We start from the raw sequence: 22,579 nt of genomic DNA, 5'->3' as shown, positions 1-22,579 counted from the left end.
GTTCCTCTAACGGTCAATCAGTACGGGTAGAGGGATCAGCCCTCGACCGACACGACCTCACGGCCGTTATAATGGCCGCAGGCGGTGCACAGATTGTGCGGACGCTTCAGCTCGCCGCAGTTCGGGCATTCCTGGAATGCCGCGACGGTCAGCGAGTCGTGGCCACGGCGCATGCCGCGCTTGGAGGGCGAAGTCTTTCTCTTGGGGACGGCCATTGCGGCACCTTATCAATCGAACAATGGGTGGAATACGCCACGGTCAGCACCCATTGCGCGCCCGGATCGAAGGACCCGGCCGCGTGAGCACCCAGCCGGACGCATCGCGAAGCCCCGCGCCTATAGCGAGTTTTGCCGATGTTGCAAGCGTGGCCGCGGAATGGCACTTCCGACCATCGCGCAATTTCCGGAGAAAATGTCCGCTTATGGTCTTGCCTGTCACGCTCAGCATCGCGGCGGCGGCCGCGCTCGTCAATCTGTGGCTCGCGCTGCGAATCGTGGTCGGGCGGGTGCGCGGCAAGATCCTGATCGGTGACGGGGGCGATTCGCGACTCGGGGCGGGTATGCGCGCCCAGGCCAATTTCGTCGAATATGCGCCGTTCGTCCTGATCCTGATGGGGTTGATCGAACTGGCGGGGGGATCGTCCTTCTGGCTGTGGGTGCTGGGCGGCGCCTTCATCCTGGCGCGGATCGGCCATGGCTGGGGCATGATGCGGCCCGCGCCCAATATCGGCCGTGCGGGCGGTGCGATCGGAACCTGGGCCATATCGGCCTTGTTGGCAGGCTGGGCGATCGGCATCGTCTATACCCATCCGGTCGTACCCGTGGCGACCACCACCATTTTAAGGATCGACCGCTGATGATTCGCCTGCCCCTGCTTGCCCTGGCGGCCGCCCTGCTGACCGCCGCCGCGCCCGATCTCATTTCGCCCCCCATCTCGCCTGAGCGACTGTCGGCGGATGTGAAGACGCTGGCCTCCGACTCGTTCGAAGGCCGCGCGCCTGGTACGCCCGGCGAGGCGAAGACGATCGACTGGCTGGTCGCGCAGCTCAAGGCGATGGGCCTGCAACCCGGCGGGCCCGACGGCCAGTGGACGCAAGCCGTGCCGCTGATCCGGACCCAGATCGGGCAGGGGACGATGCAGGCGGGCGCGATGCCGCTGGTCCAGGGGCAGGGCGTCTATGTCTCGACCGTGCGGCCGGTCGACCGGGTGGCGATCAAGGACGCACCCATGGTCTTTGTCGGTTACGGCGTCCATGCGCCCGAGCGGGGCTGGGACGATTTCAAGGGCGTCGACCTGAAGGGCAAGATCGCCGTCTTCCTGGTCAACGATCCCGATTTCGAGGCGGTGGCGGACGACGATGCCAAGGGCAAGTTCGGCGACCGGCGCATGACCTATTATGGCCGCTGGACCTACAAGTACGAGGAAGCCGCGCGGCAGGGCGCGATCGGCGCGCTGATCGTCCATGATACGCCGGGTGCGGGCTATGGCTGGGCGACGGTCACGGCCCCGGCGGGCGAGAATTACGATATCGTGCGCGCCGACCCGACCTCGCGCATCCTGCTTCAGGGCTGGCTGTCGGGCGAGTCGGCGACGAAGCTCTTCGCCGCCGCCGGGCTGGACCTGGCCCAGCAGCGCAAGGCCGCGCGGCGTGCCGATTTCCGTCCGGTGGCGCTCAAGGGACAGGCCTTTTCCGCCGACCTGCCCGTGACGACGGTGCGCGCCGAGAGCCGCAACGTGCTGGCGAAACTGCCCGGCAAGACGCACCCCGACGAGGTCGTGATGTTCGGCGCGCATTGGGATGCCTACGGCAAGGGCAAGGCGGATGCGCAGGGTCGGGTGATCCGCCCCGGCGCGAACGACGATGCGCTGGGCGTGGCGGGCGTGCTGGAGCTGGCACGTGCGTTCAAGGCCGCGCCGCCGACCGACCGCAGCCTGGTCTTCGCACTGTGGACCGGCGAGGAGCGCGGGCTGCTCGGGTCGGAGACCTATGCGGTCAAGCCGGTCTATCCGCTGGCGAAGACGGTCGCGAACCTGACGCTCGACATCCTCCAGACGGCGGGACCGTCGCGGGACGTGATGCTGGTCGGGGATGGGCAGAACGATCTGGAGGACCGGTTGAAGGCCGCCGCTGCCGCCCAAGGGCGCACGGTGACGCCCGAGGCTCTGCCGGAACGCGGGCTGTTCTACCGCGCCGACCATTTCTCGGTGGCGCGACGCGGTGTGCCGACATTGCTGCTGATGGCGATCAGCGGTGCGCCCGATCTGGTCGACGGCGGCCGTCCGGCGGGGCAGAAATGGCTCGACGATTATATGCGCTGCTATCACCAGACCTGCGACGCCTGGGATGCGAACTGGGATTTGCGCGGGGCGGCAGCGGATGTCGATCTGTTCTACCAAATCGGGCGCGACCTGGCCGATGGGCGGGACTGGCCGGAATGGCGTTCGGGCTCGGAGTTCAAGGCGATTCGGGGCGAGTCGGCGTCCGCGCGGCGATAGTCGCCAAGACCGTTCGATAGTCAGAGCGAGCCGCCGCAAATCCTCCCCTGCAAGGGGAGGGGGACCAGCGAAGCTGGTGGAGGGGGGTCACCGCTGGCGTGGACACCCCTCCGTCAGTCTGATGGACTGACACCTCCCCTTCCAGGGGAGGAATGACAAGGGGGCGACGCCCCGACCTCACCCCAGACCCAAGACCCGGTCCGCGACGAACGCATTGCTCTGCCGCTCATGGCCGAAGGTGCTGGGCTGGCCGTGGCCGGGGATGAAGGCGGTGTCGTTGCCCAGCGGCCAGAGCTTCTCGACGATCGAGCGGATCAGCGTATCGTGATCCCCGCCGGGCAGGTCCGACCGCCCGACCGACCCCTGGAACAGCACATCGCCGACCAGCGCGAAATGCGACGGCGCATGGTGGAAGATCACATGGCCGCGCGTATGTCCCGGCGTCTCGTACACGTCGAGCGTCAGGTCGCCGATCGTCACCGTGTCGCCCTCCGACAGCCAGCGGGTCGGCTCCAGCACCTGGGCGGGAATGCCGTAAGCCTGCCCGTCCTCGTCCAGCCGCGCCAGCCAGAAGCGATCCTCTTCCTGCGGCCCTTCGACGGGGACGCCCAGCGCGTCGGACAGCGCCTTGGCCCCGCCCGCATGGTCGATATGGCCATGGGTCAGCAGGATCTTTTCCACCGTCACGCCCGTCTTGGCGATCGCGTCCTGGATACGCGGCAGGTCGCCGCCGGGATCGACCACCGCCGCCTTCATCGTCGCGGTGCACCAGACGATCGAGCAATTCTGCTGGAGCGGGGTCACGGGCACGATCGCGGCGCGCAAGGGCGGGGTCTGGCTGGTCTCGGTCATGCGCCCGGAGATAAGGGCTGGGATAGGATCGGCCAATCGATACTTGCAACCGCCCCTGCACGCCGTGCATGGGTCGTGGTTCATGTCGCCTTCCACCCCTCCTTTCGTCCTGCTCGACGATGCCCGTGACGGGGGGGCGGCGGCGCGTCTCTATACGCGGCCGGTCGACACCGTCGTCGCCCACCGGCTGGAGGAGGTCGCTCCCGCGCTGGAGCGGCTGCGCCGGGCGCGGGGCGAAGGGCTGCACGCGGTCGGTTATCTTGCCTATGAAGCCGGGGCGGCGTTCCAACCCGGCGTGCCCGCGCGTGCCGTCGATGGTCCGCTGCTGTGGTTCGGTTTGTTCGCGGACTATGCCATCGTCGACCCCGGGACGCTGCTGCCCGATCCGGCGGGCGGTTGGGTCGGCGATCTGGTGCCCGAGGTCGACCCCGAGCGCCATGCCGCGCAATTCGCCGCCGTCCAGGCGCTGATCGCGGCGGGCGACCTGTATCAGGTCAACCAGACGTTCCGCGCGGCGGTGCCGGTCGCGGGCGATCCGCTGGCGCTCTATGCGGGTCTGCGGGCGCGGTCCAAGGCGGGCTGGGGCGCAGTCGTCGCGACGGGCGAGACGGTGATCCTGTCGCTGTCGCCCGAGCTGTTCTTCGCGCTGGAGGGCGGCCGCCTGACCGCGAAACCGATGAAGGGCACCGCGCGGCGTGAGAGCGACCTCGCCGCCGACGCCCGTGCGGCGCAGGCTTTGCGCGACGACCCGAAGCAGCGCGCCGAGAATCTGATGATCGTGGACCTGATGCGCAACGACCTGTCGCGCGTCGCACGGGCGGGCAGCGTCGCGGTTCCCGAACTCTTCGCGGTCGAGCCCTATCCGACCGTGCATCAGATGGTGTCGACCGTCACCGCCGATCTGGCCGAGGGGCGCGACGCGGTGGATGTGCTGGCCGCGCTCTTTCCCTGCGGCTCGATCACCGGCGCGCCCAAGATCCGCGCGATGCAGGCGATCGCCGAGATCGAGGATTCGCCGCGCGGCCTCTATACCGGGGCGATCGGACGGTTGGACGCCGATGGCGATGCGATGTTCAACGTCGCGATCCGTACGCTGACCTGGCCGGTCGGCAGCGCTCGGGCGGCGCTGGGCCTGGGGTCGGGCGTGGTCGCCGACTCGGTCGCAGAGGACGAGTGGGACGAGTGCCTGGCCAAGGGCGCATTCCTGGACGGCGGACGGCCCGCCTTCGACCTGATCGAGACCATGGCCTTCGATCCGCTGGAGGGCATCCAGCATCTGGAGGCGCATCTCGCGCGGATGAAGGCAAGTGCGACGGCGCTGGGCTTCCACTTCGACCGCCATCATGCACGCAACGAGTTACAGGCGGCGACCTTCCGCCTGCGCGATGCCCGCCGCGTCCGGTTGCTGCTCGCACGCAGCGGCGCGGTGGTGGTCGAGGTGGGGCCGAGGCCGGAGCCCTTTGACGATGTCGTGCCGGTGCGCGTCGTGCCCTTGCCCGTCTTCCCCGACGATCTACGCCTGCGCCACAAGACCAGCGCGCGCGGCTTCTACGATGCGGCGCGCGCGGAGGCGGGCACGGCCGAGGTGGTGTTCGAGGGCCCGGACGGCAAGCTGACCGAGGGCAGCTATACCTCGCTGTTCGTCGAGCGCGACGGCGTGCTGCTGACCCCGCCATTGGCACAGGGCCTGCTCCCCGGCGTGCTGCGCGGCCATCTGATCGAGAGCGGCCAGGCGGTCGAGGCGGTACTGACCCGCGCCGACCTCCACGACGGATTCTTGCTTGGCAATGCGCTGCGCGGATTGTTTCGTGCACGGATGGTTGCGGATTGAGGCGCTGACCGGCTAAGGGCCACGCGCATTCTCCTGACGCAAAGGTTCCGTTCCATGCAGCCCTCCGCCGCGCTCGGCCGTATCAGCCCGTCCCCCACGCTCGCCATCACCAGCCGCGTGATGGAGCTGAAGCGTGCCGGTGTCGACGTGATCGGGCTGGGCGCGGGCGAGCCCGATTTCGACACGCCGGACTTCGTGAAAGAGGCCGCTATCCAGGCGATCCGCGACGGCAAGACGAAATACACCAATGTCGACGGCACGCCCGAGCTGAAGGCCGCGATCGCCGAGAAGTTCGCACGCGACAACGGCCTGACCTACAAGGCCGATCAGATCAGCGTGAATGTCGGTGGCAAGCACACCCTGTTCAACGCGATGGTCGCGACGATCGACGCGGGCGACGAGGTCGTCATCCCCGCGCCTTACTGGGTCAGCTATCCGGACGTCGTCCAGTTCGCGGGCGGCGTGCCGGTGATCGTCAAGGCGGGGCCGGAACAGGGGTACAAGCTGACCCCGGAAGCGCTCGACGCCGCGATCACGCCCAAGACCAAGTGGGTCATCCTCAACTCGCCGTCCAACCCGACGGGGGCTGGCTATACCGCCGACGAGCTGAAGGCGCTGGGCGAGGTGATCCTGCGCCATCCGCAGGTCTGGGTCTTCGCCGACGATATGTACGAGCATATCGTCTATGACGGCTTCCGCTTCGCCACCATCGCGCAGGTCTGCCCCGAGCTGTACGAGCGCACGCTGACCGTGAACGGCTGTTCCAAGGCCTATGCGATGACCGGCTGGCGCATCGGCTATGCGGGCGGCGCGCCCTGGCTCATCAAGGCGATCGCCAAGCTCCAGTCGCAGTCGACCTCCAACCCCTGTTCGATCGCGCAGGCGGCGGCGACCGCGGCGCTGACCGGCGACCAGGGCTTCCTCGCCGAGCGCAACCTGGCGTTCCAGGGGCGGCGCGACATGGTCGTCTCGATGCTCAACGACATCGAGGGCATGACCTGCCCGACGCCCGAAGGCGCCTTCTATGTCTATCCGTCCTTTGCGCCGCTGATCGGCAAGACCACGCCCTCGGGGCGTCTGATCGACAGCGACGAGGCGTTTGTCGGCTATCTGCTTGACGATGCGAAGGTGGCGGCGGTGCAGGGTGCGGCGTTCGGCCTCTCGCCCGCGATGCGAATCAGCTATGCGACCTCCGATGCGCTGCTGAAGGAAGCGTGCACCCGCATCCAGACGGCCTGTGCCGCGCTGAAATAATTTCCGCCGTTTCTGGTGTGAACGCCAGCAGGTCCGGGCAAGGCCCTGGACCGGCTGGCTTTTTCATAGGCGCCTGTGCGCCGCAGCAATATGGCTTAACTGTGGCATGAACGACACGTCCACGTGCCGTTAATGCAGCGTTTCTATAAACGCCATTGTCGGAACGGCGCCGATCGACCAGATGGCGCCCGGAAGATCGCTCGCCCGACCGGGGAGCGACCCGTTTAGACAGGTGAAGTGAACAATGCGTGCCCTCCTCAAGTCCAGCTTCGTATGGCAGTTCGCCGGCGGGTTTGCGCTTGGCGCCCTGGGTCTCGTGGTCCTTCACCCGGCGGAAGCGCCCAGCCGCTATGGTTCGGCGCCGGTCGAGGCGGTTCGTTAAGGGGAATCCCTTGGCCTTCGACTTCGCTCAGGCTGAACGGAGCGAGGGCATAGCGGCTGATCTCAACATCCGTTCAGGCTGAGCGTAGTCGAAGCCTACGCCCGGACCTCGGCCCCTAGCCGAACCCTAAGACCCACCCCATATCCCGGCGATGCGTAACACCCTCTGCATCGCCCTGGCTGCGACCGCATTCGGAGCGGTCGTCTTGTCATCCCTTCCCGCCAGCGCCGAGCGCGCCGTGCCGCTGCCCAAGGCGGCGCTCGACGTGCCCGCTGCGTCCCGCCCGCAGGTGGCCGTTCTGGCAGGCGGGTGTTTCTGGGGCATGGAAGCGGTGTTCGAGCGGGTGAAAGGCGTGCGCTCGGTAACGGCGGGCTATGCCGGTGGCCGACGCGAGGACGCCAATTACGGCGCCGTCTCGACCGAGCGGACCGGCCATGCCGAGGCGATCCGAATCACCTATGACCCGCGTCAGGTCTCCTACGCCACGTTGTTGCGCGTCTATTTCGCGATCGCGCATGATCCGACCCAGGTCGGCGGCCAGGGCCCCGATCGCGGTCCCAGCTATCGCTCGGCGGTCTTCGCCCAGTCGCCCGAACAGGCCAGGGTCGCACGGGCCTATATCGCGCAGCTGACCCGCGCCCATGCCTTTGGCCGCCCGATCACCACGCGGATCGAGCAGGGAAGCTTCTTCCCGGCCGAGGCGGAGCATCAGAATTTCTACGACCGTAACCCGACGCATCCCTATATCGTGCATTGGGACAAGCCGAAGGTGGCGGGCTTCCGCGCCGGTTTCCCCGATCTCGCGCGGGCGGGGTGATTCATTCCTCCCCTGCAAGGGGAGGGGGACCAGCGAAGCTGGTGGAGGGGTATAACCGCTGATGGTGACACCCCTCCGTCAGCCCTTCGGGCTGCCACCTCCCCTTACAGGGGAGGAATGGAAGGCCTCTCAGGCCGCCACCGGGAAGCGCAGCATTCGGTCGCGCACCGGCACCAGCGCCTCCGCCGACCGGCCGACCGCCTGGATCAAAGCGGGGTGATCGACGTCCAGCCCGCCGGTCAGCGACCCGAAGGCCGGCAGGATCAGCTTGCGCGCGGTGCCGACGAAACAGCGTCGCGCGACCAGCTTGCCGCGCACCCGCAGCCGCAGCTTGGGATGGAAATGCCCCGACAGCTCTGGCCGGGTCTCCGCCGGATCGGCTTCGTGGCGCAGGACCAGGCCCTCGACCACCGCCTCGGCCGTCACCGCACCGCCGCAACGGTCGCGAAGCACTGGATCGTGATTGCCGGTGATCCAGGTCCATTTTGTGGTCCCGGTCAGGGCCAGCAGCATCGCCCGCGCCTCGGGCAGCAGCCGGTCGCACCCCTCTGCATCATGGAAACTATCGCCCAGGCACCAGACCTCGCGCGCGCGCGTCCGGGTGACGATGGCGGTCAGCTCGGTCAGCGTGGCGAGCGAGTCATAGGGCGGCAGCATCTGCCCGCCGCCCGCATACCAGCTGGCCTTCTCCAGATGCAGGTCGGCGACCAGCAAAGCGCCCCGCGCGGGCCAGAACAGCGCGCCCTCGGGCAGTGCGGTAAAGTCGTGGCCGCCGAACGAAAAGGGAACCATTTGCCGTCCATGCGCTTGACGCTGCGCAATATCAAGCGTTTGCAGGGGGTGTTGGAAAGCCCTTGCGTCGGGCGCGCAGAAGCGTAAAGCGCGCCGTCCTTTTGGCACAGGGGGTTCCGGCGGGCATGACGAGCACGGCGACCGATTTGAGAGGCCATCAGGGCCCATCCAGCGACGCTAGCACGGGTGATGAAGCGGGGGCCCACCGGCACCCCGCACTGGCGGCGCTGACCATCGGTGCGATCGGCGTGGTGTTCGGCGATATCGGCACCAGCCCGCTCTATGCCTTTCGTGAGGCGCTGGCCCAGACGGCAGGCGACGGCATCGACCCCGGCGAGATTCTGGGCGTGCTCAGCCTGGCGCTGTGGTCGCTGATCCTGGTCGTCACGATCAAATATGTCGTCTTCCTGATGCGCGCCGACAATCAGGGCGAAGGGGGCGTGCTGGCGCTCGCCGCACTTGCCCGGCGCGCGGCGGGGGTGCGCTCGCGCGTGGCGCTGGTGCTGGGCGCGGCGGGCGCGTCGCTCTTCTATGGCGATGCGATCATCACGCCCGCGCTGTCGGTGCTGTCGGCGATGGAAGGCTTGCGCACCATTCCCGCCGCCGCGTCGATCTTCGACGAGAGCGTCATCCGGATGTGCACCATCGTCATCCTGGTCGCGCTGTTCTTCATCCAGTCGCGGGGCACGGCGCAGGTGTCGAAGCTGTTCGGCCCGATCTGCATCCTGTGGTTCATCGTCATCGGCGGGCTGGGCATCTGGCATATCGCCGACGAACCCTCGATCGCGCGGGTCATCTGGCCGGGCTACGGTGTGAGTTTCCTCATCAGCCACGGCGTCATCGGCCTGTTCGTGCTGGGCGCGGTGTTCCTGACCGTCACGGGTGCCGAGGCGCTGACCGCCGATATGGGCCATTTCGGGCGGCTGCCGATCCGTATCGGCTGGTTCTCGCTGGTCCTGCCTGCGCTGGCGCTCAACTATCTGGGGCAGGGGGCGTTCGCGCTCGCCTCGCTGGAACAGGCGGCGGCGAGCGGCCAGCCCTTCACCAACCAGGACTGGTTCTTCCTGATGGCACCCGAGCCGATGCGCCCCGCGCTGATCGTGCTGGCGGGCCTCGCCACCGTGATCGCGGCGCAGGCGGTCATCACCGGCGCCTTCTCGCTGACCCAGCAGGCGATCCAGCTCGGCCTGCTCCCCCGCCTGCGCGTCCGCCAGACCTCGGCCGATTTCCAGGGGCAGATCTATCTGCCCGCGATCAACTGGCTGCTGCTGTTCGGCGTGCTGGTGCTGGTCATCCAGTTCAAGACGTCCTCCGCCATGGCCGCCGCGTACGGCATCGCGGTGACGGGCACGATGGTGGTGACGACATGCCTGGCCTATCTGGTGGTGCGCCACCGCTGGGGCTGGTCGCGCGGGCTGGCGGCGGCGGCGATCCTGCCCTTCCTGACGCTCGACCTCGTGTTTTTCGGGGCGAACATCCTGCGCGTGATCGAAGGGGGCTGGGTGCCGCTCCTGGTTGGGGCCGGTGTCGGGCTGATCATCCATACCTGGGTGCGCGGGCGCGGCATCGTCTCGGCCTTCGAGAAGCGGCAGGCGATTCCGCTCGCCGATCTGGTCGCCGCGCTCGCCAAGCGGCCGCCGGAGCGGGTGCCGGGCACGGCGGTGTTCCTGACCGCCAACCCCGCTTCGGCGCCGGGCGCGCTGCTCCACAATCTCAAGCACAACAAGATCCTGCACGCGCAGAATCTGGTCGTGACGATCCGCACCGCCGATCGCCCGGTCGTGCCGCCCGAGAAGCGCGCGCATGTCGAGCGGCTGGACGACAGCTTCGCGACCGTCGTGCTGACCTATGGCTTCATGGAAACGCCCGACGTCCCGCGCGACCTGCCGCGCGATTTCGGGGTGCAGACCAATGGCAAGGGGCTCGATCCGATGAAGACCAGCTTCTTCATCGGCCGCAACACGCTGAAGCCCGAGGCGGAAAAGGGCATGCCGCCCTGGCAGGACCGGCTGTTCATGTTCCTGCAGCGCAATGCCAGCGATCCGACCGACTTCCTGCGCATCCCGCCGGGCAAGGTGCTGGAACTGGGCGAGCAGGTCACGGTGTAACCCAATTCCTCCCCAAGCTATGCTTGGGGAGGGGGACCATCCGAAGGATGGTGGAGGGGCAATCCCCTGCCCGAGCCTATAGCGTGACCTTAGGCGGCTTGGCGGCCTCGACCGCGACCCGCACCATCTTTTCCCAGATCGCCGGATCGCCCGCATCGGCCATCGCCTGGTCGGGTTCGCGCAGGGTCCGGAGCACCGCGAGCGCATCCGCCATATGCTCGCGCCAATGCGCGTCGACCAGTTTGGCGGCGGATTCCGAATCGCCCCCCGCATTGGCGCTCAGCCGCTGGCCGCACAGCACGCGCGCGATGCGTTCGGCGGCGGGGGTGTGGGCAATATCCATGGCAACCTCTCCTGATGCGCGGGAATCGTTACGCGCTCAACGCGGGAGAGGGGGAATGGTGCCCTTCCATAGCCTCTCTCCCTGTAGGGGGGGCGGGAAGGGGAAAGAGCCTCGAGGAATAGTCTCTGTGAGACCCTGCCCTCCCCCATCCCCTCCCGCTTGCGGGAGGGGCGTGCCGTTGGAGAGGGCAGGCCTTTATTTTCAGCCCTGCGCGCCGCGACCGGCGCCGCCCGCGCTACCGCCCGGACGACCGCCACGGCCGCGACCACCGCCGCTGCGACGGCGCGGCTGGCGACCCTGGGGTGCACGCGCATCGGTCGCACGCGGGGAATGCGTGGCACGCGGACGCGCCGGATCGCGCGGGCGGTCGACGCGCGGCGCGGGGTCGGCGCCGATCGCCTTCACCCGCTGCGACTTGATCGTCTCGGCGCGCTTCACGAAGTCGGCCGGAAGCGGGACGACGGTGATCTTTTGCCGCGTCAGCTTCTCGATGTCCTTCAGATAGGGCCGTTCATCCTCGGCGCAGAAGGCGATGGCCATGCCCGAGCGCCCCGCGCGCGCGGTGCGGCCGATGCGGTGGACATATTGCTCGGCGACGTTGGGCAGCTCGAAGTTGAAGACATGGCTGACGCCCGGAATGTCGATGCCGCGCGCGGCGATGTCGGTCGCCACCAGCACGCGGGTCTGGCCGGAGCGGAATTCGCCCAGCGCGCGCTCGCGCTGGCCCTGGCTCTTGTTGCCGTGGATCGCGTTGGCGGCGATGCCGTTGCCGGCCAGCAGCTTCACGACGCGGTCGGCGCCATGCTTGGTGCGGGTGAAGACCAGCGCCAGCTCGATCGCGGGATCGGCGAGCAGGATGGTCAGCAGCGCCTGCTTCTCCGCTTGCGTGACGAACGTCACCGACTGGTCGACGCGCTCGGCGGTGGTCGCGACCGGGGTCACGGTCACGGTCGCCGGATTGTCGAGGAACTTGTCGGCCAGGTCGCGGATCGCGGCGGGCATGGTGGCCGAGAAGAACAGGGTCTGACGCTTGCGCGGGATCATCTTCACGATGCGGCGCAGCGCGTGGATGAAGCCCAGGTCGAGCATCTGGTCGGCCTCGTCCAGCACCAGGATCTCGATCATCGACAGGTTCAGGAAGCCCTGCTCCACGAGGTCGATCAGGCGGCCGGGCGTCGCGACGAGGATGTCGACGCCGCGCGACAGGTCTTGGCGGTTCTTGTTCAGGCTGGTGCCGCCGAAGACGGTCGCCACCGCCAGCTTGGAAAACTTGGCATAGCCCTTCGCATTCTCCGTGATCTGGCTGGCCAGTTCGCGCGTGGGGGCGAGGACGAGCATCCGGCAATGGGTGGGCAGGACGCGCTTGTTCGCCTCGACCAGGCGCTGGATCGACGGCAGGACAAAGGCCGCCGTCTTGCCGGTGCCGGTCTGGGCGATGCCCAGCAGGTCGCGGCCTTCCAGCAGCGTCGGGATCGAGTCGCGCTGGATCGGGGTGGGTTCGGAATAGCCCTTGGCTTCGAGCGCGCGGACGAGCGGCTCGGCCAGGCCGAGTTCGGAAAAGGACATGGAATTGCTTTCGATCATGGCGCGCGAGTCACGGAAGGGCCGCGAGGAGCGGCGCCGGGGTTGATGACACCCCGCGTGACAAGGGAAGCCTGAAGACAGGGTCGGGGCGGAGCCGGGACCAGATGGTCCGTTCACGCTGCGAGTGGACGCCTCGACGGGCGTGTATGTGCGCTAACGCTTGCGGAAAGTCAAGTTTCGGGCAGGATCGGTGATGCGATGCGTGACAATCGCGGACGGATGGTTACATCTGATACCAATTCATGAAGAGGAGCCCCGGATGAAACTCGCCAGTCTCAAGGAAGGTCGTGACGGCAAGCTGGTCGTCGTGTCGAGCGATCTCGCCTGGTACGCCGATGCGGGGCATATCGCGCCGACATTGCAGGCCGCGCTCGACGATTGGGAGGGTGTCGCGCCCGCGCTCGCCAATCTGGCGACGGACCTGGATCACGAGGCGATCCCCCGTGTGCGCTTTCACGAGCATGACGCCGCCTCGCCTTTGCCGCGCGCTTATCAGTGGGCAGACGGATCGGCCTATGTGAATCACGTCGCGCTGGTCCGCCAGGCGCGTGGGGCGGAGCTGCCCGAGAGCTTCTGGCATGATCCGCTCATGTATCAGGGTGGCTCGGACGGGTTCCTGGGGCCGCGCGATGCGATCCCGCTGGCCGACGAAGACTGGGGCTGCGACCTGGAGGGCGAGGTCGTCGTCGTCACCGGCGACGTGCCGATGGGGGCGAGCCGCGAGGAGGCGCTGGCGGCGATCCGGCTGGTCGGGTTGACCAACGACGTGTCGCTGCGCGGGCTGATCCCGGGCGAGCTGGCCAAGGGCTTCGGCTTCTTCCAGTCCAAGCCCGCCTCGGCCTTCTCGCCGGTCTTCGTCACGCCGGAGTCGCTCGGCGACTGGTGGCAGGACGGCAAGCTGCACCGGGTGCTGAAGGTCGACCTGAACGGCCAGCCCTTCGGCCGCGCCGATGCGGGGGTGGACATGACCTTCGACTTCGGCACGCTGATCGCCCATGCGGCCAAGACCCGCGCGCTGGGGGCGGGGACGATCATCGGGTCGGGCACCGTGTCCAACCGCGATTCGGACGGCGGCCCGGGCAAGCCGGTCGCCGAGGGCGGGGTGGGCTATAGCTGCCTGGCCGAGCTGCGGATGATCGAGACGATCCGTGGCGGCGCGGCGGTGACGCCCTTCCTGAAGAAGGGCGATACGGTCCGCATCTGGATGGAGGACGACCGCCACCACCCGATCTTCGGCGCGATCGAGCAGACGGTCGGGTAATTCCAAATCCTCCCCATCTGACGATGGGGAGGGGGACCGCCCGGCACAGCCGGGTGGTGGAGGGGTGGCGGCGTCAGCCGCCGTCTGCGACGGCGCCCCTCCACCATGCTGCGCATGGTCCCCCTCCCCAAGCACAGCTTGGGGAGGATAAGGGGTCACTCCACCAGCGCGTCGATCGCTTCGGCCAGGTCGATGTCGCGTGCCGACAGGCCGCCCGCGTCATGGGTGGTCAGTACGATGTCGACCCGGTTCCACACGTTCGACCATTCCGGATGATGGTCCGCCTTTTCCGCCAGCAGCGCGACACGGGTCATGAAGCCGAACGCCTCGTTGAAATCGGCGAAGACGAAACGGCGGCTGATCGCGTCGCGCCCTTCGTCCCAGTCCCAGTCGGGCAGGCCGTCCAGCGCCTCGTCCCGGTCCAGCTCGCTCAGCCGCTCCACCATGCGCGTCCCCTTGGCTATCTTGTTCTTTTGGTCGGCACAGCGGTAAGACGACGCGCATGAGCGAGCAAGACGCGATCGGTGAAGCCCCCGGTGCCGAGGCGATCGAGCGGATCGCCCGCGCCGCGATCGCGCGCCTGCCGCAGGCGTTCCGCGCGCATCTGGGCGATGTCGTGCTGATCGTCGAGGAATTCGCCGATGACGCAACGCTGGCGGCCCTCGGGATCGAGCATCCGCTCGACCTGACCGGCCTGTACCATGGCCGTCCGGTGGGCGAGAAAAGTTCGATGGATTCGGGCGCGCTGCCCGACCGTATCCATCTCTATCGCCGCGCCATATTGGACGAATGGGTGGAGACGGGGGTGCGGCTGGACGATCTGGTCGTGCATGTGACGATCCATGAGATCGGCCATCATTTCGGCCTGTCCGACGACGACATGCACGCGCTGGAAGACGCGGTCGCGTGATTTTGCGCCTGTCCGACGTCGCCTGCGCGCGGGGCGGGCGGCTGTTGTTCGCCCGCTTGTCGCTGTCGCTTTCGGCGGGCGACGCGGCGGTCGTGACCGGCCCCAACGGCATCGGCAAGTCCAGCCTGCTGCGCCTGGCCGCCGGGCTGATCGCGCCGTTCGAGGGGACCGTAGAGCGGAGCCCACGCCTCGCGCTGATGACCGAGGACATCGCGCTCGATCCCGAGCGGCGCCTGGGCGAGGCGCTGACCTTCTGGGCGCGGCTGAACGGTTCGGCCGATGCGCGCGTGGCGGAGGCGTTGGCGACGGTGGGGCTGGCCGAGCTGGCCGAGGTGCCGGTGCGGCTGTTGTCGACCGGCCAGCGCCGCCGGGCCGCCCTCGCGCGGGCGGTGGCGTCGCGGGCGCCGCTCTGGCTGCTGGACGAACCGGGCAGCGGACTGGATGCGGAGGGCGTGGTGATGCTGGAGCGGGTCATCGCGGAGCATCGCGCGGGCGGTGGTGCGGTGCTGCTGACCACGCACCAGCCGCTGGCCGTCCCGGGGGCGCAGATGCTCGCGCTGGACGGGCTGGTCCCGGCATGAGCGTCGCCATGACCCTGATCGCGCGCGACGTGCGGCGCGGCTATGCCGGGGGCGGGGCGGGGCTGGTCTGCGGCTTTTTCCTGCTGGCGGTGGTGCTGTTTCCCTTTGCCATCGGACCCGACCGGGCGGTGCTGGCGCGGGTGGGAGCGGGCGCGATCTGGGTCGCCGCCTTGCTCGCCGCGTTGCTGCCGGTCGAGCGCCTGGTCGCGCCCGATATGGAGTCGGGATGGCTCGACCAGATTCGGGTGCACGGCCTGTCGCTGCCGCTGGTCATGGCCCTGCGCATCGTCGCCCATTGGGTGGCGTTCGCGCCGCCGCTGATGCTGGCGGCCTTGGTCGCGGGCGGGTTGTTCGGGCTGGACAGGGCGGCAATCGGCCGTGTCGAGGCGGCGCTGCTGCTCGGCACGCCCGGGCTGGCGGCCTTGGCGGTGGCGACGGGCGCGCTGACCGCGGGACTGCGCGGGGCAGGGGGGCTGGCCGGGCTGCTGTTGTTGCCGCTCGCGCTGCCGCTGCTGATCTTCGGGGCGGGGGGCGGCGATTTGGGCGCGCTCAAGCTGCTGGCTTCGGTGTCGCTGCTGCTGGTCGCGGGCGCGCCATGGATCGCGGCGGCGGCGATCCGGTCGGTGCGCGACTGAGCCGATGACCGAGCCCATGGCGAATGCGGCGGCGCGGATCGCGCGGGCCTTTGACGCGGCGGCGGCCTATGACGCCCATGCCATCGTCCAGCGACAGGTGGCCGACTGGCTGGCGGAGCGGGTGGTCGCGGTCGCCCCGCCAGCGCCGCGCGTGCTGGAGGTGGGATGCGGCACCGGATTCCTGACGGCGGCGACCCTGCCCCGGCTGGTGCGGCCCGACTGGTTGATGACCGACATCGCGCCCGCCATGCTGGCACGGGGGCTGGCGGCGAATCCCGGGGCGCGGGGGCGGGTCACGGATGGCGAGCATCCCGACCTGCCCGGTGAAGCGCCGTTCGACCTGATCGTCAGCAGCCTGGCGGTGCAGTGGTTCGCCGATCTGGATGCGGGCTTCCAGCGGTTGGCGGCGCTGCTGGCGCCGGGCGGGCGGTTGCTGGTGACGACGCTGGTGCGGGGCACCTTCGCGGCATGGCACGCGGCGCATGAGGCGGAAGGGTTCGTGGCGGGGAGTCCGGTCTATCCACCGGTGGAGTCGCTGGGTTGGCCTGTCGAGGCGCGGACCTTCGAACAGCGGCATGGGACGGCGGCGGAGTTCATGCGCGCGCTCAGGGCGATCGGGGCGGGGACGCCGCGCGAGGGGCATCGGCCGATCCCGCCGGGGGCGATGCGGCGGATTGCGAAGCGGTTCGAGGCTGACGGAGCGGTGGCGACCTATGAGGTGGCACTGATCGAAATCGCCGCCCCCCGTTCGTGCTGAGCGAAGTCGAAGCACACGCCCCGCCGCGATGATCGGGCGTGGCCTTCGACTTCGCTCAGGCGGAACGGTCGTTTGTAAGCAAGGCTTACCGGCTCCACCGCGCCCAGATGGCGGTGGGCAGGGTGAGGCCGCGCGCTTCCTCGCGCACGCCCAGTTCGCCGCACTCGACCTTGCCGGGCAGGTCGCCCATCACCTGACGCATCATCTCGCCGATCGCCATCGCCGACATGCGGACCGCGTACACCGTCAGGAACAGGAAGCGCGAGTCCGCATCCAGCAGCTGGCGGCAGTTCGCGATCAGGCCGGGCAGGTCCTCCTCCAGCCGCCAGACCTCGCCCTCCGGCCCGCGTCCATATTTGGGCGGGTCGAGCAGGATGCCGTCATAGCGCCGCCCGCGTCGTACCTCGCGCGCGACGAACTTGGCGGCATCGTCGATGATCCAGCGGACCGGCGCATCGCCCAGCCCCGACAGCATCGCATTGCCGCGGGCCGCCTCGACCGACTTTTTGGAGGCGTCGACATGCACCATCTTGGCACCCGCGCTCGCCATCGCCAGCGTGCCGACGCCGGTATAGCCGAACAGGTTCATGCATTCCGGCTCGGCCAGCCCGTCGACCTGCTCGCGCATCCAACTCCACACCGGCGCCATGTCGGGGAAGAAGCCGAGATGGCGGAACGGCGTGTTCTGCGCGGTGAAGCGTACTTCGTTCCATTTCAGCGGCCAGCCGTCGCGCGGCACCGGCTCGTTGAAATTCCAGCGGCCGCCGCCATCCTCGTCCGAGCCGGGCACGAACTCGGCCGCCGCGCGCCAGTCGCTGGTCGCCGGGGCCCACATCGCCTGGGGTTCGGGGCGGATGAAGCGGAACCGGCCATAGCGTTCCAGCTTGCGACCATGGCCGGAGTCGACCAGCCCATAATCCGCCCAGGGCTCGCCGATCATCGTTTCGAGTTTCATGGACCCGCGTTAGCGCAAACCATGCCCGTCGATAAAGGCCGTCACCGCGTCGAAGGTGGCGGGCAGGGTGGTGAAGCGCTCCTCGCGCTCGAACAGGTCGCCGACGCGGCGCGGCAGGGCCGGGCGGACGCCGGTCGCGCGCTCGACGGCGTCGGTGAACTTGGCCGGGTGCGCGGTGGCCAGCGTCACCACGGGCGCGCTCGTCTCGGCGGCACGCGCGGCCGATAGCGCGATGGCGGTGTGCGGGTCGAGCACCTGGCCCGTTTCGTCGAACGCCCAGCGCATCGCGCGGCTCATATCGTCCGCATCCACGCGCGTGCTGGTGAAGAGCGGGGCGATGGCCTGGCTCTGCGCATTGGTCAGCCGCATCGCGCCGCTGCCCTCGAACCCCTTCATCTGCGCCGCCAGCGCCGCCCCGTCGCGGCCGTTCGCGTCGAACAGCAGCCGCTCGAAATTCGAGCTGACCTGAATGTCCATCGACGGGGTCGCGGTCGCCTGCACCTGCCCCTTGGAATAGTCGCCCGAGGACAAAGCGCGGTGGAGGATGTCGTTGATATTGGTCGCGACGATCAGCCGCTCGACCGGCAGCCCCATGCGCGCCGCGACATAGCCGGCGAACACGTCGCCGAAATTGCCCGTCGGGACCGAGAAGGCGATCGCCTTGCCCGGCGCGCCCAGCCGGACGGCGGCGTAGAAATAATAGACGACCTGCGCCATCAACCGCGCCCAGTTGATCGAGTTGACCGCCGACAGGGTATGGCGATCGGCAAAGGCGCGGTCGTTGAACATCGCCTTCACCAGCGCCTGGGCGTCGTCGAAATTCCCCTCGACCGCGATATTGTGGACGTTCGGCGCGAGCACGGTCGTCATCTGGCGTCGCTGGATGTCGGTCACGCGGCCTGCGGGGTGCAGCATGAAGATGTCGATATTGGCGCGCCCCGCCACCGCGTCGATCGCCGCCGATCCGGTGTCGCCGCTGGTCGCGCCGACGATGGTCAGCTTGGTGTCGGTGCCGCGCAGGAACCGCTCGAACAGCAGGCCCAGCATCTGGAGCGCCACGTCCTTGAACGCCAGCGTCGGCCCGTGGAACAGCTCCAGCAGCCACTGGTCATGGTCGAGCTGCACCAGCGGCGTGACGGCGGCGTGCGAGAAACGGCCATAGGCGGCGTCGCACAGCTCCTGCAGCTCCTCTGCGGTCAGGCTGTCGCCGACGAACGGCGCCATGATCCGTGCGGCGGTCTGCGCATAGGAGAGGCCCGCGAGCGCTTCGACCTCTTCCGTCGAGAGGCTCGGCCAGGTTTCGGGTACGTAAAGCCCGCCGTCGCTGGCGAGACCGGCCAGGGTCGCGCCCCGGAAATCGAGGATGGGGGCGGAGCCACGGGTACTGAGATAGCGCATGATGCGCTGCGGCTTAACGGCGTATAGCCTTGACGACAACCGTTCGATTGCGCCGAATGACCGCCAAACCATAGATAATTGCGGCAATCCCGGCGAACAGGAACCACTGTATGGCATAAGCGAGATGGTTGTTGGGCACCGCGTCGAGATCGGGGCGGGCATTGGGGGCCAGACCGGCCAGGGGCGTATCCGCGACCAGCAGCATCGCCTGGGGCCGGTGGTCGAAGGCCGCCTGGATCAGCGAGCGGCTGTCGGGCGCATGGGCGATATAGCCGCCGACCCGGCCGCCCGACCAGGCGACGTCCAGCCTGGGATCATGGGTCGTGCCGAGCTGGACCTGTAGCGCGCCCGAACAGGTCGCGATCAGCCGGAACCCGGCCGCGCCTGCGCCCGCGCGGCGGATGGTGATGGGCGGACGGCAATCCGCCACCGTCCGGCGGAAAAGCAGGCTTTCGTCGGGATGATGCGGAAATGCGATCGCCGGCCGCGCCGGATTGGCGGCGAGCTGGGCCAGATAGGCCTGCTTCTGCGGCAACCGGTCGAGCAACTGCCACAGGCCCAGCACGACCATCGCCGCGACCGCGAGCGCGACGACCAGCGTGGGGACGATCGGCACCCGCCTCATGGCTGGTCGTCATCCTCGGGCGTGACGATCACCCCCTCGCGCGCCTCGTTGCGATATTCGGCGGCCATCAGCGCGCCCTTGGCGACCCGCAGGGTGTAGACCACGCCGATCGCGGTCAGCGGCAGCCAGATCATCATGTGCAGCCAGAGCGGCGGGTAGAGGGTCAGCTCGACCAGGATCGCCGCGATGGTGATGACGGTCCCCAGGATCAGGGTCAGGAACGCCGCAGGGCCGTCACCGACGTTGAAGCGGGTGAAGTCCAGCCCGCAGGCGCTGCACCGATCGGCAAAGGTGACGACCTGCGGCGAGAAGAGCGGTCCGGCAAACAAATGGGGCTGGCCGCAACGCGGACACAGCCCCCGGAACCCCGCCTCGGCGATGGTCGGCGGATGATGCTCAGCCACTATGAACCGGCGCGCCCCAGCCACCCCAGACATAGATGGTGACGAACAGGAACAGCCACACCACGTCGACGAAATGCCAGTACCAGGCCGCCGCCTCGAACCCGAAATGCTGGCGCGGGGTAAAGTCGCCGCGATAGGCGCGGATCAGGCAGACGATCAGGAAGATGGTGCCGACGATGACGTGGAAGCCGTGGAACCCGGTCGCCATGAAGAAGGACGCGCCATAGTTGATCCCCTTAAAGGGGAAGGGCGCGTGGATATATTCATAGGCCTGGATCGAGCTGAAGATCAGGCCGAGCACGATGGTCAGCCACAGCCCCTTCAGCACGCCGTCCCGGTCGCCGACGCCCAGCGCACCCCAGAGCCCGCGCTTCTCGCCGCCGCGCTGGTTGTGGATCAGCGCATGGTGCGCCCAGGTGACGGTGGTGCCGCTGGTCAGCAGGATCAGCGTGTTGAGCAGCGGTAGCTTGAAGGCGTCGATCACCTCCAGCCCCTTGGGCGGCCAGGTCGCGGCGATGGCGGTCGCGCCCTCGGCCGCGCGTTCGACCTGGCCGTCGACGAAGCTCATCGCGGTCGGGAAGAGTGAGAAGTCGAAAAAGGCCCAGAACCAGCCGACGAAGAACATCACCTCCGACGCGATGAACAGGATCATGCCGTAGCGGAAGTGAAGTTGCACCACGGGGGTATGGTCGCCATGATGCGCCTCGCGCACCACGTCCGCCCACCAGCTGCCCATACAGAACAGGACGGCGGCGAGCCCGGCGAGGAAGGCCCAGCCGCCGCCCGGCGCCTTGTGCATCCACATGATCGCGCCAGAGGCCATGAGCAGCGCCGACATCGACGTTGCCAGCGGCCAGGGGCTCGGCGGCAGGATGTGATAGTCGTGGTTCTTCGCGCCAGCCATGATCCCGTCCCTTACGCTTTTTGCTATTTTAGGGGCAGGCTAACCCGCTTTCTTCTCCGAATCCACCGGGTAAAATGTGTAGGACAGGGTGATGGTCTCGATGTCCCTGGCGTCCGGATCGTTCAGGATCTTGGGGTCGATGAAGAAGATCACGGGCATCCGCGCGGTCTCGCCGGGTTGCAGCGTCTGCTGGGTGAAGCAGAAACACTGGATCTTGGTGAAATAGCGCCCCGCCTGGTCGGGGGTGACGTTGAAGGTGGCGGTGCCGGTGATCGGGACCTTGGCATGGTTGGTCGCGGTGAAGAACACCATGTCGCGCGCGCCGATATCAACGGTTTCGTGCGGATTCTCGGGCTTGAAGCTCCAGGCGAGGCGCGAGGAGACATTGGCGTCGAAATTGACGGTGACCTGGCGGTGGACGCTGCCGGGCGCGGCCTTGCCGCGCTGGGTCGTGCCCTGATAGCCCGTCACCTGGCAGAACATGCGGTAGAGCGGCACGCTGGCAAAGGCGAGGCCGGTCATGAACACCACGCCGAAGATCGCGAGCGCGACCGTCCGACCCTGGCGCGTCAGTCTCACCCGTGCATCCCCGCGCGGATCTTGGACAGGGTGATGAAGAAGATCAGCACCACCAGAAAACCGAGCAGCAGCGCCATCGCGGTGGCGCGGGCGCGCTGCTTGGCGCGAATGCGATTCGAATCGTCAGGCGTCATGCCCAACGATCCACCACCAGCGCGCCAAAGAGAAGGAAAAGATAGAGGATCGAATATTTGAACAGCCGCTTTTCGGGCTTCATCGCATCGTCCGGCTGGGTGTGCCGGAAGGCGACGATCGCGGCATAGGCGGCGAACAGCGCGGTGCCTGCGCTGGCGATGATACCGTAAATGGCGCCGGTCAGCCCCAGCGGCCAGGGCGCGACGGCGGCGATCGCCATCGGGATGGTGTAGAGCCCGATCTGCGCGCGCGTCACCCGCTCGCCCGCGACGACGGGCAGCATCGGCACGCCCGCATTGGCGTAATCGGTCTTCACGAACAGCGCGAGCGCCCAGAAATGCGGCGGCGTCCACAGGAAGACGAGGCTGAACAGCAACAGGGGCAGCAGCGCGACCTGTCCGGTCGCGGCGGCCCAGCCGATCAGCGGCGGAAACGCCCCCGCCGCGCCACCGATGACGATGTTCTGCGGCGTCCGGCGCTTCAGCCAGACGGTGTAGACCAGCACGTAGAACAGGATCGAGACGGTCAGGATGCCGGCGGCGACGTAATTGACCGCCAGCCCCATCAGGATGACCGAGAAACAGGCCAGGCCGACGCCGAAATGCAGCGCCGACTCGCGGCTCATCCGGCCGGCGGGCAGGGGGCGCTTGGCGGTGCGCTTCATCAGCGCGTCGAGATCCGCCTCATACCATTGGTTCAGCGCCCCCGCCGCGCCCGCGCCCAGCGCGATGCACAGGATCGCGGTGAAGCCGATCACCGGATCGACCCCCACAGGCGCTGCCAGCATCCCGCACAGCCCGGTGAACACGACCAAAGTCATCACCCGCGGCTTGGTGAGCGCCAGAAAGTCGCGCCAGTCGGCGGGGACGAAGACGGAAGAGGGAATGCTGGACATGGGAGCCCCGCATATAGGCGGTGTGGGGTGGGCGGGCAATCGAAGCGTCTTTGCCGGGGCTGGGGGGTGAGGTCAGCCTAT

At 68.2% G+C, this 22,579-nt stretch carries 25 protein-coding genes; 11 read left to right on the top strand and 14 right to left on the bottom strand.

Annotated features, from left to right (window positions below; translation table 11 throughout):
• Nucleotides 1-35: 35 nt before the first annotated feature.
• Nucleotides 36-215: a 50S ribosomal protein L32 gene (rpmF, locus tag QZ546_RS00780; RefSeq protein WP_042488281.1), complete on the bottom strand. Its 180-nt coding sequence runs from the start codon at nt 213-215 to the stop codon at nt 36-38.
• A gap of 206 nt (nt 216-421) precedes the next feature.
• Between rpmF and QZ546_RS00775 the strand changes: the two genes are divergently transcribed.
• Nucleotides 422-856: an MAPEG family protein gene (locus tag QZ546_RS00775; RefSeq protein WP_294233154.1), complete on the top strand. Its 435-nt coding sequence runs from the start codon at nt 422-424 to the stop codon at nt 854-856.
• Nucleotides 856-2,496 carry a M28 family metallopeptidase gene (locus QZ546_RS00770; protein ID WP_294233152.1) on the top strand — a complete coding sequence of 547 codons (1,641 nt, stop codon included), beginning with the start codon at nt 856-858 and terminating at the stop codon, nt 2,494-2,496. Before QZ546_RS00775 ends, QZ546_RS00770 begins: the two co-directional genes overlap by 1 nt.
• 177 nt (nt 2,497-2,673) lie before the next feature.
• Here the strand turns inward: QZ546_RS00770 and QZ546_RS00765 are convergent, their stop codons facing one another.
• Nucleotides 2,674-3,348, bottom strand: coding sequence for an MBL fold metallo-hydrolase (locus tag QZ546_RS00765; protein ID WP_294233150.1), 675 nt, complete (start codon nt 3,346-3,348; stop codon nt 2,674-2,676).
• An 82-nt stretch (nt 3,349-3,430) separates the two neighbouring features.
• Between QZ546_RS00765 and pabB the strand changes: the two genes are divergently transcribed.
• The 3 genes from pabB (at nt 3,431) to msrA (ending at nt 7,632) form a co-directional block, all read left to right on the top strand.
• Nucleotides 3,431-5,179 (top strand): aminodeoxychorismate synthase component I, encoded by a 1,749-nt coding sequence (gene pabB, locus QZ546_RS00760; RefSeq protein WP_294233146.1) that lies wholly within the window; start codon nt 3,431-3,433, stop codon nt 5,177-5,179.
• Nucleotides 5,180-5,233: 54 nt separating this feature from the next.
• Nucleotides 5,234-6,433: a pyridoxal phosphate-dependent aminotransferase gene (locus tag QZ546_RS00755; RefSeq protein WP_294233142.1), complete on the top strand. Its 1,200-nt coding sequence runs from the start codon at nt 5,234-5,236 to the stop codon at nt 6,431-6,433.
• 533 nt (nt 6,434-6,966) lie between these two features.
• Entirely contained in the window at nt 6,967-7,632 is a 666-nt protein-coding gene (gene msrA, locus QZ546_RS00750; protein ID WP_294233139.1) for a peptide-methionine (S)-S-oxide reductase MsrA, read from the top strand.
• 129 nt (nt 7,633-7,761) lie between these two features.
• On the opposite strand, the gene pdeM is transcribed toward msrA, so the two are convergent.
• Nucleotides 7,762-8,424 carry a ligase-associated DNA damage response endonuclease PdeM gene (pdeM, locus tag QZ546_RS00745; protein ID WP_294233136.1) on the bottom strand — a complete coding sequence of 221 codons (663 nt, stop codon included), beginning with the start codon at nt 8,422-8,424 and terminating at the stop codon, nt 7,762-7,764.
• A gap of 125 nt (nt 8,425-8,549) precedes the next feature.
• Here pdeM and QZ546_RS00740 point away from each other — a divergent pair, with 125 nt between their 5' ends.
• Nucleotides 8,550-10,532, top strand: a complete 1,983-nt coding sequence (locus tag QZ546_RS00740) for a potassium transporter Kup (RefSeq protein WP_294233133.1) — start codon at nt 8,550-8,552, stop codon at nt 10,530-10,532.
• A 76-nt stretch (nt 10,533-10,608) separates the two neighbouring features.
• Here QZ546_RS00740 and QZ546_RS00735 read toward each other — a convergent pair whose 3' ends face one another.
• Both QZ546_RS00735 and QZ546_RS00730 read right to left on the bottom strand, forming a co-directional pair.
• Nucleotides 10,609-10,875, bottom strand: coding sequence for a hypothetical protein (locus QZ546_RS00735; protein ID WP_294233130.1), 267 nt, complete (start codon nt 10,873-10,875; stop codon nt 10,609-10,611).
• A gap of 201 nt (nt 10,876-11,076) precedes the next feature.
• Nucleotides 11,077-12,441 carry a DEAD/DEAH box helicase gene (locus QZ546_RS00730; protein ID WP_294233127.1) on the bottom strand — a complete coding sequence of 455 codons (1,365 nt, stop codon included), beginning with the start codon at nt 12,439-12,441 and terminating at the stop codon, nt 11,077-11,079.
• A gap of 277 nt (nt 12,442-12,718) precedes the next feature.
• Between QZ546_RS00730 and QZ546_RS00725 the strand changes: the two genes are divergently transcribed.
• Nucleotides 12,719-13,720 carry a fumarylacetoacetate hydrolase family protein gene (locus QZ546_RS00725; protein WP_294233124.1) on the top strand — a complete coding sequence of 334 codons (1,002 nt, stop codon included), beginning with the start codon at nt 12,719-12,721 and terminating at the stop codon, nt 13,718-13,720.
• 155 nt (nt 13,721-13,875) lie between these two features.
• On the opposite strand, the gene QZ546_RS00720 is transcribed toward QZ546_RS00725, so the two are convergent.
• The gene (locus QZ546_RS00720) at nt 13,876-14,184 is read right to left on the bottom strand and encodes a 4a-hydroxytetrahydrobiopterin dehydratase (RefSeq protein ID WP_294233702.1); all 309 of its coding nucleotides are present in this window, start codon (nt 14,182-14,184) and stop codon (nt 13,876-13,878) included.
• A 38-nt stretch (nt 14,185-14,222) separates the two neighbouring features.
• Here QZ546_RS00720 and QZ546_RS00715 point away from each other — a divergent pair, with 38 nt between their 5' ends.
• The 4 genes from QZ546_RS00715 to QZ546_RS00700 are packed head-to-tail and all read left to right on the top strand — an operon-like array spanning nt 14,223 to nt 16,603.
• Nucleotides 14,223-14,630 carry a metallopeptidase family protein gene (locus QZ546_RS00715; RefSeq protein WP_294233122.1) on the top strand — a complete coding sequence of 136 codons (408 nt, stop codon included), beginning with the start codon at nt 14,223-14,225 and terminating at the stop codon, nt 14,628-14,630.
• Entirely contained in the window at nt 14,627-15,211 is a 585-nt protein-coding gene (gene ccmA / locus QZ546_RS00710; protein ID WP_294233120.1) for a heme ABC exporter ATP-binding protein CcmA, read from the top strand. The genes QZ546_RS00715 and ccmA overlap by 4 nt, the downstream gene beginning before the upstream one ends.
• The gene (locus tag QZ546_RS00705; protein ID WP_294233117.1) at nt 15,208-15,846 is read left to right on the top strand and encodes a heme exporter protein CcmB; all 639 of its coding nucleotides are present in this window, start codon (nt 15,208-15,210) and stop codon (nt 15,844-15,846) included. The genes ccmA and QZ546_RS00705 overlap by 4 nt, the downstream gene beginning before the upstream one ends.
• Nucleotides 15,847-15,850: 4 nt before the next feature.
• Complete coding sequence (locus tag QZ546_RS00700; protein WP_294233115.1) at nt 15,851-16,603, top strand: methyltransferase; 753 nt, start codon at nt 15,851-15,853, stop codon at nt 16,601-16,603.
• 85 nt (nt 16,604-16,688) lie between these two features.
• Here QZ546_RS00700 and QZ546_RS00695 read toward each other — a convergent pair whose 3' ends face one another.
• From QZ546_RS00695 to QZ546_RS00660, 8 genes are read right to left on the bottom strand one after another with little or no spacing between them, the layout of a single operon-like run.
• Nucleotides 16,689-17,558, bottom strand: coding sequence for a class I SAM-dependent methyltransferase (locus QZ546_RS00695; protein ID WP_294233112.1), 870 nt, complete (start codon nt 17,556-17,558; stop codon nt 16,689-16,691).
• A 9-nt stretch (nt 17,559-17,567) separates the two neighbouring features.
• On the bottom strand, nt 17,568-18,956 hold the full coding sequence (gene thrC / locus QZ546_RS00690) for a threonine synthase (RefSeq protein ID WP_294233110.1): 1,389 nt from the start codon (nt 18,954-18,956) through the stop codon (nt 17,568-17,570).
• A gap of 13 nt (nt 18,957-18,969) precedes the next feature.
• On the bottom strand, nt 18,970-19,581 hold the full coding sequence (locus QZ546_RS00685; RefSeq protein WP_294233107.1) for an SURF1 family cytochrome oxidase biogenesis protein: 612 nt from the start codon (nt 19,579-19,581) through the stop codon (nt 18,970-18,972).
• Entirely contained in the window at nt 19,578-19,985 is a 408-nt protein-coding gene (locus QZ546_RS00680; protein ID WP_294233104.1) for a DUF983 domain-containing protein, read from the bottom strand. Before QZ546_RS00680 ends, QZ546_RS00685 begins: the two co-directional genes overlap by 4 nt.
• Nucleotides 19,978-20,889, bottom strand: coding sequence for a cytochrome c oxidase subunit 3 (locus QZ546_RS00675; protein ID WP_294233101.1), 912 nt, complete (start codon nt 20,887-20,889; stop codon nt 19,978-19,980). The genes QZ546_RS00680 and QZ546_RS00675 overlap by 8 nt, the downstream gene beginning before the upstream one ends.
• A 39-nt stretch (nt 20,890-20,928) precedes the next feature.
• Nucleotides 20,929-21,468: a cytochrome c oxidase assembly protein gene (locus tag QZ546_RS00670; protein WP_294233098.1), complete on the bottom strand. Its 540-nt coding sequence runs from the start codon at nt 21,466-21,468 to the stop codon at nt 20,929-20,931.
• Nucleotides 21,465-21,602, bottom strand: coding sequence for a hypothetical protein (locus QZ546_RS00665; RefSeq protein WP_167345464.1), 138 nt, complete (start codon nt 21,600-21,602; stop codon nt 21,465-21,467). The genes QZ546_RS00670 and QZ546_RS00665 overlap by 4 nt, the downstream gene beginning before the upstream one ends.
• The gene (locus QZ546_RS00660) at nt 21,599-22,498 is read right to left on the bottom strand and encodes a heme o synthase (RefSeq protein WP_294233087.1); all 900 of its coding nucleotides are present in this window, start codon (nt 22,496-22,498) and stop codon (nt 21,599-21,601) included. Before QZ546_RS00660 ends, QZ546_RS00665 begins: the two co-directional genes overlap by 4 nt.
• Nucleotides 22,499-22,579: the final 81 nt, after the last annotated feature.

It is taken from the genome of uncultured Sphingomonas sp. (genome assembly GCF_913062585.1).
In the GTDB taxonomy this organism is placed as follows: domain Bacteria; phylum Pseudomonadota; class Alphaproteobacteria; order Sphingomonadales; family Sphingomonadaceae; genus Sphingomonas.
The sequence above is the reverse complement of the archived record's forward strand: the minus strand, read 5'-3'. Positions and strand labels throughout refer to the sequence as shown.

Bases quoted from the DNA above. Each gene is read 5' to 3' on its own strand.
- pabB (WP_294233146.1), top strand. From the start codon at position 3,431: ATGTCGCCTTCCACCCCTCCTTTCGTCCTGCTCGACGATGCCCGTGAC.
- QZ546_RS00775 (WP_294233154.1), top strand. From the start codon at position 422: ATGGTCTTGCCTGTCACGCTCAGCATCGCGGCGGCGGCCGCGCTCGTC.
- rpmF (WP_042488281.1), bottom strand. From the start codon at position 215: ATGGCCGTCCCCAAGAGAAAGACTTCGCCCTCCAAGCGCGGCATGCGC.
- thrC (WP_294233110.1), bottom strand. From the start codon at position 18,956: ATGCGCTATCTCAGTACCCGTGGCTCCGCCCCCATCCTCGATTTCCGG.
- QZ546_RS00755 (WP_294233142.1), top strand. From the start codon at position 5,234: ATGCAGCCCTCCGCCGCGCTCGGCCGTATCAGCCCGTCCCCCACGCTC.
- QZ546_RS00700 (WP_294233115.1), top strand. From the start codon at position 15,851: ATGACCGAGCCCATGGCGAATGCGGCGGCGCGGATCGCGCGGGCCTTT.
- QZ546_RS00695 (WP_294233112.1), bottom strand. From the start codon at position 17,558: ATGAAACTCGAAACGATGATCGGCGAGCCCTGGGCGGATTATGGGCTG.
- QZ546_RS00665 (WP_167345464.1), bottom strand. From the start codon at position 21,602: ATGACGCCTGACGATTCGAATCGCATTCGCGCCAAGCAGCGCGCCCGC.
- pdeM (WP_294233136.1), bottom strand. From the start codon at position 8,424: ATGGTTCCCTTTTCGTTCGGCGGCCACGACTTTACCGCACTGCCCGAG.
- QZ546_RS00705 (WP_294233117.1), top strand. From the start codon at position 15,208: ATGAGCGTCGCCATGACCCTGATCGCGCGCGACGTGCGGCGCGGCTAT.
- QZ546_RS00735 (WP_294233130.1), bottom strand. From the start codon at position 10,875: ATGGATATTGCCCACACCCCCGCCGCCGAACGCATCGCGCGCGTGCTG.
- QZ546_RS00660 (WP_294233087.1), bottom strand. From the start codon at position 22,498: ATGTCCAGCATTCCCTCTTCCGTCTTCGTCCCCGCCGACTGGCGCGAC.
- QZ546_RS00715 (WP_294233122.1), top strand. From the start codon at position 14,223: ATGAGCGAGCAAGACGCGATCGGTGAAGCCCCCGGTGCCGAGGCGATC.
- QZ546_RS00685 (WP_294233107.1), bottom strand. From the start codon at position 19,581: ATGAGGCGGGTGCCGATCGTCCCCACGCTGGTCGTCGCGCTCGCGGTC.
- QZ546_RS00740 (WP_294233133.1), top strand. From the start codon at position 8,550: ATGACGAGCACGGCGACCGATTTGAGAGGCCATCAGGGCCCATCCAGC.
- QZ546_RS00675 (WP_294233101.1), bottom strand. From the start codon at position 20,889: ATGGCTGGCGCGAAGAACCACGACTATCACATCCTGCCGCCGAGCCCC.
- msrA (WP_294233139.1), top strand. From the start codon at position 6,967: ATGCGTAACACCCTCTGCATCGCCCTGGCTGCGACCGCATTCGGAGCG.
- QZ546_RS00725 (WP_294233124.1), top strand. From the start codon at position 12,719: ATGAAACTCGCCAGTCTCAAGGAAGGTCGTGACGGCAAGCTGGTCGTC.
- QZ546_RS00765 (WP_294233150.1), bottom strand. From the start codon at position 3,348: ATGACCGAGACCAGCCAGACCCCGCCCTTGCGCGCCGCGATCGTGCCC.
- QZ546_RS00770 (WP_294233152.1), top strand. From the start codon at position 856: ATGATTCGCCTGCCCCTGCTTGCCCTGGCGGCCGCCCTGCTGACCGCC.
- QZ546_RS00730 (WP_294233127.1), bottom strand. From the start codon at position 12,441: ATGTCCTTTTCCGAACTCGGCCTGGCCGAGCCGCTCGTCCGCGCGCTC.